Raw genomic sequence first — 13,990 nt, forward strand, 5'->3', positions numbered from 1 at the left:
TGTCGCAGAAATTTTGGGCATGGACAGCGCGCAAGCACCGGAGCGTACACGCAGTACGTGACGGTGGTGAGCACTGCCCTAGGTCAAAATGGCAAGTAAAATAGCTTATTGGGGAGGTTTAATAAGCTGGGTTGCCCACGAGCGGCCTGGCATTCTACACAGAGAGTTCGGGATATGTTGCAGTTCATACTCCGACGTTTGGGGTTAGTTATCCCAACGTTTATCGGCATTACTTTGCTGACCTTTGCTTTTGTTCATATGATCCCGGGTGACCCGGTGACCATCATGGCTGGGGAACGCGGAATCTCCACCGAGCGTCATGCTCAAATCATGGCGGAAATGGGGCTGGATAAGCCTCTTTATCAACAATACTTCCATTATGTGAATGGCGTATTACATGGTGACCTCGGCATCTCGCTGAAAAGCCGTATTGCTGTCTGGGAAGAGTTTGTTCCCCGCTTCAAAGCGACACTGGAGCTGGGTATCTGCGCGATGCTATTTGCTATCGCGGTGGGTATCCCGGTCGGTGTGTTGGCAGCCGTCAAACGCGGTTCAATATTTGATCACACGGCCGTTGGGATCTCCCTGACCGGTTACTCAATGCCCATCTTCTGGTGGGGCATCATGCTGATCATGCTGGTTTCGGTGCAATGGAACCTAACCCCCGTCTCGGGGCGTGTCAGCGATACCGTATTCCTCGACGATAGTTTGCCGTTGACTGGTTTTATGCTGATTGACACCCTTATTTGGGGTGAGCCGGGCGATTTCAAAGACGCCGTGATGCATATGATTTTGCCAGCGATTGTATTAGGCACCATTCCTCTCGCCGTTATCGTGCGTATGACCCGTTCTTCCATGCTGGAAGTGTTGGGCGAGGATTATATCCGCACCGCGCGCGCCAAAGGTTTGAGTCGGATGCGAGTGATTGTGGTCCATGCCTTGCGCAATGCCTTATTGCCGGTGGTGACCGTGATTGGCTTGCAGGTCGGCACCATGCTGGCGGGGGCGATTTTGACGGAAACCATCTTCTCCTGGCCGGGATTAGGGCGCTGGTTGATGGATGCTTTGCAACGCCGCGATTACCCGGTGGTTCAGGGTGGAGTGTTGCTGGTCGCGATCATGATTATTTTAGTTAACTTGCTGGTAGATGTGCTCTATGGCGTAGTTAATCCGCGTATTCGTCACAAGAAATAAGGGGCGCAGAATGTCTCAACTTACTGAGTCTACAGTAAAAAGTGCGCCGAAGCCGATGACTCCTTTGCAGGAGTTTTGGCACTATTTCAAGCGCAATAAAGGGGCTGTAATCGGCCTGTTTTACATCATTATTATGCTAATAATTGCCGCAGGTGCTACCTGGCTTGCCCCACACGGGCCGGCAGAGCAATTTCGCGATGCATTGCTAAAGCCCCCAGTTTGGGAAGCCGGCGGTAGCTGGAAATTCATTCTCGGTACCGATGATGTGGGCCGCGATGTCTTGTCCCGCCTGATGTACGGTGCTCGCCTCTCGCTGTTGGTGGGTTGTCTGGTGGTGGTTCTATCGCTGGTGATGGGCGTGGTTTTCGGTTTACTGGCCGGTTATTTCGGTGGGATTGTCGATGCCATCATCATGCGAGTGGTCGATATCATGCTGGCACTGCCAAGCCTGTTGCTGGCACTGGTGTTGGTGGCGGTATTCGGCCCTTCCATTGTGAATGCCTCGTTGGCGCTAACCTTTGTCGCCTTGCCGCACTACGTGCGACTGACGCGAGCCGCGGTGCTGGTTGAGGTGAATCGCGACTACGTCACGGCCTCAAGAGTGGCCGGTGCGGGTGCGATGCGCCAAATGTTTATCAATATTTTGCCAAACTGCCTTGCGCCGTTGATCGTGCAGGCTTCTCTCGGCTTCTCTAACGCCATTCTGGATATGGCGGCTCTCGGCTTCCTCGGCATGGGTGCACAACCGCCAACACCAGAGTGGGGCACCATGCTCTCTGATGTGTTGCAGTTTGCCCAAAGCGCCTGGTGGGTCGTGACCTTCCCCGGTGTGGCGATTCTGCTGACGGTTCTGGCGTTTAACCTGATGGGGGACGGCCTGCGTGATGCTCTCGACCCCAAACTCAAGCAGTAACAGAGGTAGAGAGATGGCACTTTTAAATGTAGATAAATTGTCGGTGCATTTCGGTGACGAAGGTGCGCCGTTCAAAGCGGTAGACCGTATCAGTTACAGCATTGAGCAAGGTCAGGTGGTCGGAATTGTCGGTGAATCTGGCTCTGGTAAATCAGTCAGTTCATTGGCAATCATGGGGCTGATTGATTACCCCGGAAAAGTGATGGCCGATAAGCTGGAGTTTAATGGCCGCGACCTGACCAAGATTTCTGAAAAAGAGCGGCGTCAATTAGTGGGCGCGGAAGTGGCGATGATCTTTCAAGACCCGATGACCAGCCTTAACCCGTGCTATACCGTCGGTTTCCAGATAATGGAAGCGCTGAAGGTACATCAGGGCGGCAATCGTAAAACGCGTCATCAGCGGGCTGTGGATTTGCTGACATTGGTGGGTATTCCTGACCCGGCGTCGCGTTTGGATGTGTATCCACACCAGCTTTCCGGTGGGATGAGCCAGCGCGTGATGATTGCTATGGCCATTGCGTGTAAGCCAAAACTGCTGATCGCCGATGAGCCGACAACCGCGCTGGATGTGACCATTCAGGCGCAAATTATTGAGTTACTGCTGGAATTACAACAGCGCGAAAATATGGCGCTGCTGCTGATTACGCATGACCTGGCACTGGTGGCTGAGGCGGCTCATCATATTATTGTGATGTATGCCGGTCAGGTGGTGGAAACCGGTAAAGCATCGGAAATCTTCCGCGCACCGCGTCATCCGTATACGCAGGCATTGCTGCGTGCATTGCCTGAGTTTGCACAGGATAAAGCGCGGTTGGCATCATTACCGGGTGTGGTTCCGGGTAAATATGACCGTCCTGACGGGTGCTTGCTGAACCCACGTTGCCCATATGCTAATGATCGTTGCCGCCGTGAAGAGCCAGAACTGCTGGGGCCAGCGGGGCGTCAGGTTAAATGCCATACACCGCTCGATGATGCGGGGAGGCCGACCCTATGAGTCAACCTACTGATATGAAAAATGAATCACAGGTATCCAAGCCGCTGTTACAAGCCATTGATTTAAAGAAATACTATCCGGTCAAAAAAGGATTCTTTGCGCCGGAGCGCTTGGTTAAAGCTCTGGACGGTGTTTCATTCACTTTAGAACGCGGCAAAACATTGGCGGTGGTGGGTGAGTCTGGTTGTGGTAAATCCACTCTCGGCCGCTTACTGACCATGATAGAAATCCCAACTGGTGGGGAACTTTACTACCAAGGTCAGGATTTGCTCAAGCCAGATGAGAGTGCTGAAAAGCTGCGGCGGCAGAAAATCCAGATTGTGTTCCAGAACCCTTATGGTTCGTTGAACCCGCGTAAGAAAGTGGGGCAGATCCTGGAAGAACCGCTGCAAATCAATACCAAACTTAGTAGCAAAGAGCGCCGCGAAAAGACATTGGCGATGATGGCAAAAGTTGGCCTGAAAACCGAGCATTATGACCGTTATCCGCATATGTTCTCCGGCGGCCAGCGCCAGCGTATCGCCATTGCGCGTGGGTTGATGTTGAATCCCGATATTGTGATTGCCGATGAGCCGGTTTCTGCGCTGGATGTATCAGTGCGGGCACAAGTATTGAACCTGATGATGGATTTACAGCAAGAACTGGGGCTGTCGTATGTCTTTATTTCCCATGACCTGTCAGTGGTTGAACATATTGCCGATGAAGTGATGGTGATGTATTTGGGGCGTTGTGTTGAAAAAGGCAGTAAAGAGGCCATTTTCAATAACCCGCGTCACCCTTATACCCAAGCATTGTTATCTGCTACGCCACGATTGAATCCGGATATGCGCCGCGAGCGTATTAAGTTGACCGGCGAACTGCCTAGCCCAATGAACCCACCGCCGGGTTGTGCGTTTAATGCACGTTGTCGGCGGGCGTTTGGCACTTGTACTCAGTTGCAGCCGCAATTAAAGCAATATGGTGACCAGATGGTGGCGTGTTTTGCCGTCGATCAGGATGAGGCGGAAAAAGCCTAATACGTGTTTATAGGCAAGATATAGCATTTTAAACGCCAAACGCCGGTTATCCGGCGTTTTTTTATATCGGAACAACGCTATTTTCATTCGAGTTATAACGTAATTATGTCAACTATGGGGCTATAAATATATTAATTGCCTTGTTAATAAATAATCATGCAATAGTAAACAGTATGACATAAGTAAATTCAAATAACGCGCCAAACGAGATCTGTGATTAACTCTGCAAGATTTAACGTAAAGTGAATTTCATCACATTTTTGGCCGGAAAGTTCAGAGTATTATTTGTTACCTGACGTGAGTATTATCCTGCTTCATTTATTTTACCTTCAGACAAAAATAAAAAAGGGTGCAATAGATGCACCCTTAGCCAAACTATTCAGACAATAAATGTACTGATATTTACTGAGGGTAGGGGACCCAATCCCCACCATTCAGCCGGATATAAGGTTTACCCTGATATTGAATCACAATGGCATTATCGTTCTCTGAGACAAGAGCAGTCTCCGGTAGCCCCTGTGTCAGGGTTTGCCAATCGACACTGGCTGCTGTAAATACTTTGCCATCAACCATACGTGACACCAGCTCAGAAACCGCCAGATAGCTACTTGGTGTGTTGATCATCACCGGGCTGGCGGGTTGTGGTGCTTTCATGCCAATCAACTTAATGCCAACTGGGATGTGAGTAATACTTGGGCTTGGGATATCGCGCAGACCTGACATCTGCATTTTATCACCAACCAGCGCGGCACCGTGCTCCGGCACCACCACCACCATGACTTTACGACCTGATTTCTCCAACTCATCAAGGAAGGTATCTAGTTGGTCAAACAAGGTTTTAGCGCGAGTACTATAATCGGCTGTTTTGTTGGTGCCAATGAAGCGGTTACCATCATGTAACGGGATGATATTCATGAAGGTTGCGCTGCGAGTATCACCGCCTTTCTTCTGCTGCTCAAGCCAGTGATTCAGCAGTTCCAGGTCGTTGTAAATCGGCTCACCATCGAAGGAGGCCAACTGGTTACTGATGCCCTTTTGTGACATCAGTGGTGTACGCATATTGCCATCTTCCTGAATGTCTTTCAGGTAGTTACCGAATACCCCAGAGTGATCCATCATTAGCTGTGATGTGAAACCCAGTTTTGCCAAGTCATCAAACAGGTAGCATTGCTGACCTTCCGGCTGATAGAGGTCCTTGTGTGATGGTTGACCACAGCTGGCTCGTAACAAGCGGATCGACGCCGGGCCGCTATAGGCGGTCGCGGAGTTGAAGTTCTTGAACAGAATATCGAACTTGCTCCATAGCGGGTGTTTGTCTAACTGGATAGCGTCAATATCTGACCACGACAATGAACAAATATTAATAATCAATAAATCAAATGGTTGTGAATCCGCCGGTAGTGACGCAGGGAACGTCGTACGACGGGTTTTCTCCTGCTCATAGAATGCGTTCAGATAGGCGGTTAGGTTAGCATCTGTCGGTGGGCCACTGGCTACGGCCTGATTACTGCCTGGAGCCGTGCTTGCCGGTTGTACGGTATCTGCTGCGGGTGCTGCCACCGTGGTAGTTTGTGCTGCGGGCAATAACGAAAATGCGGGGCCAGCGAGGGTAGCGACATTCAGCCAAATAATTGCCGCCACAACAAAAACGGTCACCCTAATCCATTGTGAAATAAACAGATATCCCACCAGAATCACGAAGGCAGTACCGATCATAGACCAGTTAATAAAACGGTCAAATAACTCGATCAGATAACTCGTACTAAAACCCGTTAGCTGAGAACCCTGGCTCATAATGCTATTGATGCCCGGTAACCAGGTATCGTGGTACAGCAAGCCAATACCTATTGGGATAGCAATCCAGTGACGCCAGCGGTGGACGCGATACGCCGGGATCGGAAACAGCAGAAAAGCGAGGAACACCAAGTTGGCCAAAGGGTGGAAGTTGAGGTAACCAAACCACAATAGGGCAAATTTTAGCAGGAAATAGACGTTCCACGCGCCAAGGCCGCGCCAGTAGCGCCAAGGGTTTTGCGATTCTTGCTGTTTATTTTTTTCGTTCATGGTTATTTCTTAGTCAGTGAAGAGGAGCCATCACGTAACCAGACCCCTTCTGATTTTAAATAGCGTGCGGATAAGATCAGGTGCTGTTTTTTCTGCCACCATGCTGGAAACCAGCGACGTGCCATATAACCCAGCGGGAAGAAAATCACTGCGCCAAGCAGCAGGATTTGCCAAATATCGTTGATATTCATTGAGCTGGCTCCTTGCGGTGAGTCGTATTGAGCGTCAACGGCACCGGCACATGACGGGCGACCTCCGACTTTTCTCGCTCGCTGACTTCAGGTGTGTACGCTTTTTTATCCCCCGTTGCCTGCAATGCGTTTGGGGTATTCATCCGATTGATTTCAGAGATGATTTCCTGATCTTGATACCACACCAGCCGGTTACTGAACGCTTCTGCGACCGGCAAACGGAAAATATAGCTCAGTGCTGTATCTAAATCGTTGATGCGGCAGGTTGAAAGGAATAGAACCAGCCGATTATCGGCGACGGTGACCACATCACCGTAGCGACGCAGATGGCACAGTGTCAGTGCTTGCCGCGCTTGTAGCCCCGGAACGGCCCGCAGAGCCACCAACACACCTTTACCATTTTCAGGCAACAGCGTGTTATTCATCAGTTGCAGCACCGCCTGGCAGAATTCAGCCGGGGGCAGATAGCCCTTTCGCTGGAGCGGGCGTAATGCTTCCAGTAAGGAGTTAATATCTTCCGGTACGTGGCGTGAGAAGCGCTGCCCCTGAATCCCTTCCAGCATGGTCAGGAAGCGTGATAGTGGCGCGACATGGGGAACAATCAGATTAGCACCACAGGCCAGTAACAAACGTTCATCGCTGTAACGCAGGCTGGCATTCATTTCACGCACCACAATTTTCATCGTGCTGCTGCGTTGCTTGCGCAAATTATGAATTTGATGCGCCATTTCGTCGATTTGCTCACTTTGAGTCAACGCAAAAATGACAGTTGATGCATGAGCGTTTATTGCTCGCTGTGCTAATAGTTCATTAGAATCAAATAATTGCCAGTGACTTGATAGGGGCGGCGCACCTTCCAGTACATGGCTTTCCGCCAAATACAAATGTTCGTCATTGCGTGACTGTGGCAGGGCTTCCTGCACTTGCACCGCCATACTCCAGCCTTGTTCGTTTGGCTCCAGCAACACTGATTGGTTAGCGGCCACGCCTTTTTCAGTGTTCCACCAAGAGACAATATACTGCGCGTTATCTTGCTGCCATTGCAGGCTGGATAGCCCCTGTAAATAACGGTGCTGGCTGACTAACTGATTTTTTACTTTATTTACGCCAGTGCCGTGACAGAGCACTATCAGCGTACATTGCTGCTCATCCAGCCATTGCTGCGTATGTTGCAGCCATTGTTGCATCTCTTCACGGGTATGGGTGTGCCACAAACTGGCCGGTGCCAACAGAATGAATAAACGTTGTTGCGGGCGCAACGCACGCATTAAATCGCTGGTTAAATGTTGTAGGGCTTTTCTTTGGGCTGGAAGGGTGAATAGCGGTAATTTAGCTGGGCCGAATCCTACGATATTTGTCAGTAATTTCTCAGGATTTTGCCCTGAGCAAATCAATGCTGCCCGTGTTTTCTCAGGTTGATTTCTAATAATTTGCTGACAAAACAAATTGGCGTCTATCTGGCGCTCAATATTGATCCAATAGAGTCCGGGAGCCTGGATTACGGCTAATTCATCCCAGATTTTTTGAACGCCTAATGAGAAAGATCGTGGCATAGATTCTTTTTCTTCTTTCGTTAAAGTGCTATTAGGCCAACCGCTGGATAAATTCAGGGAACAATTGTAACATTGCAGTAAGCATTAACCAATGTTCTTGCCTTGATATTAATTTAAGACTTGTCCTGCCAGAGAAAGTATACTTTTTTAATTGCTATACTTAATTACCATAGCCTATTTTTCAAAGGCGGATAATAAATGAAGACTATAATAAATCGATTTCATGCAAAAACTTCACTCGAAGCTCAAGATGATCTACTAGCATTAAGTCGAGCGTTCTCATTACCTAAATTAAGTTATATCGACATTGTCCGTCAGGAACGATTAACACAAATGATGGCCCGCTGGCCGCTGTTGGCAGAATTAGCGCAATCGACAGGGAGTGAATAGTCTATGCCGGTTATGGCGTTACAAGGGGTCAGAGGGGGAATGGGTACCACGTCTGTGGTGGCTGCGTTGGCGTGGGCGTTACATCAATTAGATGAATCGGTACTGGTGATTGATTTTTCACCAGATAATCTATTGCGGCTACATTTTAATATGCCGTTTGAGCAACCCCGTGGCTGGGCCAGAGCGGAACTTGATGGTGAAGGTTGGCAGCACGGCGCAATGCGTTATATCGACGGGCTGGATTTTTTACCGTTCGGGCAATTAACCCCCACTGAAACAGCACAGCTAAATACCGCCTTGCAACAAACCGCCAACCAGTGGCGCGATAATGTGTCTGCATTACAAGCTAGCGCTGATCACCGCTGGATTTTATTGGATATCCCTGCGGGTGATAATGATTTCACCCGTGAGGCACTGGCGCTGGCAGATAAGGTGTTGGTACTGATTCATGCTGATGCGAATTGTCACATTCGCCTGCACCAACAAAATCTCCCCGATGGCTGCCATTTTTTGCTAAACCAATTTTCTGCCAGCAGCCGCTTGCAACAGGATTTACATCAACTCTGGCTCCAGAGTTTGGATAACCTATTGCCGACGTTTATACATCGTGATGAAGCGATGGCGGAGGCGTTGGCGGCCAAACAGACATTAGGTGAGTACAGCCCGCAGAGTCTGGCCGCAGAAGAAATGATAACACTGGCAAACTGGTGCCTGATCAATGTGGCGGAATCTGGCCTATGAGTCGCCTGATGCGGATGTTATTCCTCGCCCTGGTCTATCAGGGGATGTGTCGCCGCTATCATCACTATATGCAGCAAGGTTGTACCGTTCTGACCGCTTTTCTCACCACACTGGCACTGCCGTTGTGTTGGCTGTTTCTGCGTCTTGAATCTCCCAGTTGGCAGAGTGTCATACAACATCGGGCTTACTGGTTTCCACAAATCTCCCCGCATCGCCCACGGTTAGGAGATGGTCTGCGTTATCTGCTGCAAGGGTTGTGGCTGCTGCTGACCTACCCTGAGCCGCGCCATGAGAAGAAACGCGAGTCGCCCTCGGTGGGAAAACGTTGGGTACAAAGTAAAAGGCAGGGTTATATCAGTTGGTTGGGGAGCGTGCCGGAGCGTTTTGAACTCCGTCGGCTGGAACAACAGCTCGCCGACAAACTCAGCCAACTCTCGCGGCGCACTCGCCGTATCCTGTTTATTATTTTGGGTATTTTCACCGGCATATTAGCCCTGCTGTGTATTTCGCAGCCATTCGGCATGATGGCGCAATTCGTGTTTGTATTGCTGCTGTGGGCGATAGCCATGATAGTGCGGCGAGTGCCGGGCCGCTTGCCAACATTGATGCTGATTGTGTTGTCGCTGACCGTCTCCTGCCGCTATTTGTGGTGGCGCTATACCGAAACCCTCAACTGGGATGATCCGGTTAGTCTGGTGTGTGGCTTGCTGTTGTTACTGGCAGAAACTTACGCTTGGGTGGTCTTGGTGCTAGGTTACTTCCAGACCATTTGGCCGCTCAATCGTCAGCCAGTACCTATGCCAGAGGATATGAATAGCTGGCCAACCATTGATTTGATGGTGCCGACTTATAACGAAGATCTCGGTGTGGTTAAGCCAACCATTTATGCCGCGCTGGGTATTGATTGGCCGAAAGACAAAATTAATATTTATATTCTGGACGATGGCAACCGGCCTGCGTTTAGAGAATTTGCCGCAGAAGTGGGGGTGAACTACATTGCTCGCCCGACTCACGAACATGCCAAAGCCGGTAATATCAATAATGCGTTAAAACAGGCCACCGGCGAGTTTGTCGCCATTTTCGACTGTGACCACGTTCCAACACGCTCGTTCCTGCAATTGACTCTCGGTTGGTTCTTCAAAGACAAGAAGCTGGGGATGATACAAACGCCTCATCACTTTTTCTCCCCTGATCCCTTCGAGCGTAATTTAGGGCGTTTTCGCCAGACACCAAACGAAGGCACGCTGTTTTATGGTTTGGTGCAGGACGGTAATGACATGTGGGATGCCACCTTCTTCTGTGGTTCCTGTGCGGTACTGCGCCGCAGCGCGTTAGATGCCGTGGGTGGCATCGCGGTGGAAACCGTGACCGAAGACGCCCATACCTCGTTACGTTTGCATCGTAAGGGGTATACCTCTGCTTATATCCGCATTCCACAAGCCGCTGGGCTGGCAACGGAGAGTTTGTCGGCACATATCGGCCAGCGTATCCGTTGGGCAAGAGGAATGGTGCAGATCTTCCGCTTGGATAACCCATTGTTTGGTAAAGGATTGAAATGGGTTCAGCGCCTGTGTTATGCCAACGCCATGTTGCACTTCTTATCCGGCATCCCACGGCTTATTTTCCTGACGGCACCACTGGCCTTCCTGCTGCTACATGCTTACATTATTTTTGCGCCAGCACTGGCCATCGCGCTCTATGTGCTGCCGCATATGATCCACGCCAGCCTGACCAACTCCCGTCTGCAAGGGAAATACCGTCACTCCTTCTGGAGTGAAATTTATGAAACGGTATTGGCCTGGTATATCGCTCGTCCAACGACCATCGCGCTGCTCAACCCTCATAAAGGGACATTTAACGTCACAGCGAAAGGCGGGCTGGTGGAAGAACAACATGTGGACTGGGTAATTACCCGTCCTTATATGGCGCTGGTTCTGCTCAATCTGGCCGGTTTGATTGCTGGATTATGGCGGTTGGGGTATGGCCCGGCGACAGAAATCATGACGGTAGTGATAAGCCTGGTGTGGGTGATTTATAACATGACGATTTTGGGCGGAGCAGTCGCAGTCGCGGTCGAAGCCAAGCAGGTTCGTCAGTCTCACCGGGTTGAAATCGCGATGCCTGCCGCCGTAGCGCGTGCTGACGGCCACTTGTTTTCTTGCACCCTGCGCGACTATTCCGATGGTGGGGTAGGGATTGAAATGCGTGAAGCCGGATTATTGAAAGATGGTGAGGCGGTACATCTGTTGCTCAAACGGGGCGCGCAGGAGTACACCTTCCCATGCGAAGTCACCCGCGCCTTCGGCACCAAGGTGGGGATGCGGATGCATCAACTGACAGTAGCGCAACATATTGATTTTATACAGTGTACTTTTGCCCGCGCCGATACATGGGCACTGTGGCAGGATGGTTTCCCCGAAGATAAACCGATTGAAAGCTTGCGTGATGTGCTGGCGTTGGGCTTTAGAGGGTATGTTCGGATGGCGAGCTATGCGCCACCGGTAATTCGAAATGTATTGGTAGGATTGACTTCCCTGATTGCCTGGATCGCGTCATTTGTACCGCATGGCGTGGGTAAAAATCAGGCTCCGAGTAGCCAGGGCCAAACAGTGGCTCAACATTGATGATGATATGATGACGAGAAAAATAACCTGGTTTACCGCACTGGCTTTGGGTTTGACACCATTTACCCATGCTGAAACGCCCGCAGCGCCGTTGCCTCAATCGGCGGCCTCGGCCATTGCCGCTGATGCGACGGTCACGCCTGTTCCTCCTGCCGCATCGGGTGGTGCGCCGGTTCGTGATGTGGAATACACATTTGCGAAGATTGCTCCCCCACCGGGGACATTCTCTTTGCGTGGCACCAATCCGCAAGGGCAGCTTGAATTCGGGGTGCGCAGTGATGAGGTAATCACTCATGCGACATTGAACCTCGAATTTACGCCCTCACCCTCGCTGGCCCCGGTAGAGTCTCAGGTAAAAATCTTCCTGAATGACGAACTGATGGGGGTTACCGCGATAACCAAGGAGCAGTTGGGTAAGCCAAGCCGCATCCAATTGCCGATTGACCCACGTTATATCAGTGACTTCAACCGCCTGCGTTTGGTGTTTGTAGGTCAAAACCTCGGCGTTTGTGAGAATCCTGGCAGCAGTGCGCTGTGGCTGGATATCAGTAAATCCAGCTCGCTGGATCTGCGCTATCAGTCGCTGCCGGTGAAAAGTGATTTATCGCATTTCCCTGAACCGTTCTTTGATGCCAGGGACAACCGCCCACTGACGTTACCGGTGGTCTTTGCTGCGGTGCCAGATGTGGCGCAACAGCGCGCGGCATCCATTCTGGCATCATGGTTTGGTGGCAAAGCGCAATGGCGTGGTCAGAACTTCCCAGCGTTTTATAACCAACTTCCCAACCAGCATTCGGTCGTGTTCGCCACCAATGCGCAGCGCCCTGATTTCCTGAAAGATTATCCAGCGGTGAAAGCGCCTACGGTGGAAATTATCAGCCATCCGGATAACCCGTATGTGAAGCTATTGCTGATTCTGGGCCGCGATGACAATGATTTGATTACCGCCGCACAAGGGATAGCTCAAGGCAATATTCTGTTCCGTGGACAGAATGTGACAGTGGATAGCGTTGAGCAACTGGCACCAAGGCTGCCCTATGACGCGCCAAACTGGGTGCGTACCGACCGGCCAATGACCCTTGCTGAATTGCAGCAATATCCGGACCAATTGCAAACCAGCGGGTTGCTACCGCCACCGATTTCACTATCGATGAACTTGCCGCCCGACCTGTTCTTGATCCGCAGTGCCGGTATCGATATGCGTTTGAAATATCGCTATACCTCAACTCGTTTGATGGATGGTTCACGCTTAAGTATCAGCCTGAATAATCAGTTTGTGCAGGATTACCCGTTGTCGCCGAATATGCCAGAAGACAACAAAATCCTGCGTATGCCATTGCTACAGGGGTTGCAGGATGCGGCACGGAAGCTGACGATTCCGGCCCTGAAGTTAGGGGCAACGAATCAACTACGCTTTGATTTCGATTACAGTACGTTGCTGTCCAGTGGGGCCGAAGGGCGCTGTGAAACCTACTCCACCGCACCGAACTACGCGGTTATCGACGGTGACTCGACTATCGACTTCTCCGGTTACCGCCACTTTATGGAAATGCCTGATCTACGGGCGTTTGCCAATGCAGGCTTCCCATTTAGCCGCATGGCTGATCTCTCCGAAACGCTGGTTCTGATGCCGCCAAAACCGGTACCGTCACAAGTAACGACGCTGCTTAATACGGTGGGGAATATAGGGGCGCAGGTCGGTTATCCTGCGGTGGGCGTCAATATCACCGATGACTGGTCACAAGCGAAAAACAAAGATGCGGATGTGCTGATTATCGGTGCTATTCCGCCGGAATTACGCGACGAGCAGAAAATCAACCTGCTGGTGGATCAGACCCAAAGTTGGGTGAAAATGCCCAACCGTCAAAGCAGTTTGCCGGACATGGTAGCACCACAGTCAGACTGGGTGGCAGACAGCAAATCGACCGTTAGTTCTGAAGGGGTGATGTCCGCCATCATCGGTGTGCAGTCACCTAACTTCCCGCAGCGCAGTATTGTTGCATTGTTAGCGGATAGCCCACGCGGTTATGACCTGCTGAATAACGCACTGTTGGATACCGGTAAACGCGAGGCGATATTTGGCTCAGTTGCGGTTATTCGTGAATCGGGTGTCAACAGCTTGCGCGTTGGTGACACCTATGAGGTTGGCCATTTGCCGTGGTGGGAGCGTATCTGGCATACCTTATCCACGCATCCGGTGCTGCTGGCCGGTGTTGCAGTATTAGTGGTGATTCTGGCTGCGATGATGGCTTGGCGCTTGTTACGCCTTATAAGCCGCCGTCGGTTATCGCCCGATGAGAGAGATTGATG

General features: G+C 50.9%; 11 protein-coding genes. 8 read left to right on the forward strand and 3 right to left on the reverse strand.

The annotated features are described in order from the left end of the window. Nucleotides 1-174 precede the first annotated feature (174 nt). The 4 genes from dppB to dppF are packed head-to-tail and all read left to right on the forward strand — an operon-like array spanning nt 175 to nt 4,117. Nucleotides 175-1,194, forward strand: coding sequence for a dipeptide ABC transporter permease DppB (gene dppB / locus AT01_RS12805; RefSeq protein WP_032819080.1), 1,020 nt, complete (start codon nt 175-177; stop codon nt 1,192-1,194). 10 nt (nt 1,195-1,204) lie between these two features. Next, nucleotides 1,205-2,107, forward strand: coding sequence for a dipeptide ABC transporter permease DppC (dppC, locus tag AT01_RS12810; protein WP_019081649.1), 903 nt, complete (start codon nt 1,205-1,207; stop codon nt 2,105-2,107). 13 nt (nt 2,108-2,120) lie between these two features. Continuing rightward, nucleotides 2,121-3,101 (forward strand): dipeptide ABC transporter ATP-binding protein, encoded by a 981-nt coding sequence (gene dppD / locus AT01_RS12815; protein ID WP_004699571.1) that lies wholly within the window; start codon nt 2,121-2,123, stop codon nt 3,099-3,101. Nucleotides 3,102-3,115: 14 nt separating this feature from the next. After that, nucleotides 3,116-4,117, forward strand: a complete 1,002-nt coding sequence (dppF, locus tag AT01_RS12820; protein ID WP_042548614.1) for a dipeptide ABC transporter ATP-binding subunit DppF — start codon at nt 3,116-3,118, stop codon at nt 4,115-4,117. 402 nt (nt 4,118-4,519) lie between these two features. Here the strand turns inward: dppF and bcsG are convergent, their stop codons facing one another. From bcsG to bcsE, 3 genes are read right to left on the reverse strand one after another with little or no spacing between them, the layout of a single operon-like run. Then, entirely contained in the window at nt 4,520-6,181 is a 1,662-nt protein-coding gene (gene bcsG, locus AT01_RS12825) for a cellulose biosynthesis protein BcsG (protein ID WP_042547426.1), read from the reverse strand. A 2-nt stretch (nt 6,182-6,183) separates the two neighbouring features. Beyond that, nucleotides 6,184-6,372: a cellulose biosynthesis protein BcsF gene (bcsF, locus tag AT01_RS12830; RefSeq protein ID WP_042547427.1), complete on the reverse strand. Its 189-nt coding sequence runs from the start codon at nt 6,370-6,372 to the stop codon at nt 6,184-6,186. After that, nucleotides 6,369-7,925, reverse strand: a complete 1,557-nt coding sequence (gene bcsE / locus AT01_RS12835; protein ID WP_042547428.1) for a cellulose biosynthesis protein BcsE — start codon at nt 7,923-7,925, stop codon at nt 6,369-6,371. Before bcsE ends, bcsF begins: the two co-directional genes overlap by 4 nt. Nucleotides 7,926-8,123: 198 nt before the next feature. Here bcsE and bcsR point away from each other — a divergent pair, with 198 nt between their 5' ends. From bcsR to bcsB, 4 genes are read left to right on the forward strand one after another with little or no spacing between them, the layout of a single operon-like run. Then, nucleotides 8,124-8,315, forward strand: a complete 192-nt coding sequence (gene bcsR / locus AT01_RS12840; protein WP_004699576.1) for a cellulose biosynthesis protein BcsR — start codon at nt 8,124-8,126, stop codon at nt 8,313-8,315. A gap of 3 nt (nt 8,316-8,318) precedes the next feature. Then, complete coding sequence (gene bcsQ / locus AT01_RS12845) at nt 8,319-9,056, forward strand: cellulose biosynthesis protein BcsQ (protein ID WP_042547429.1); 738 nt, start codon at nt 8,319-8,321, stop codon at nt 9,054-9,056. Continuing rightward, entirely contained in the window at nt 9,053-11,680 is a 2,628-nt protein-coding gene (gene bcsA / locus AT01_RS12850) for a UDP-forming cellulose synthase catalytic subunit (RefSeq protein WP_042547430.1), read from the forward strand. Before bcsQ ends, bcsA begins: the two co-directional genes overlap by 4 nt. Before the next feature lie 10 nt (nt 11,681-11,690). Next, nucleotides 11,691-13,988, forward strand: coding sequence for a cellulose biosynthesis cyclic di-GMP-binding regulatory protein BcsB (gene bcsB, locus AT01_RS12855; protein WP_042547431.1), 2,298 nt, complete (start codon nt 11,691-11,693; stop codon nt 13,986-13,988). Nucleotides 13,989-13,990: the final 2 nt, after the last annotated feature.

Source organism: Yersinia aldovae 670-83, from assembly GCF_000834395.1.
Taxonomy (GTDB): Bacteria; Pseudomonadota; Gammaproteobacteria; order Enterobacterales; family Enterobacteriaceae; genus Yersinia; species Yersinia aldovae.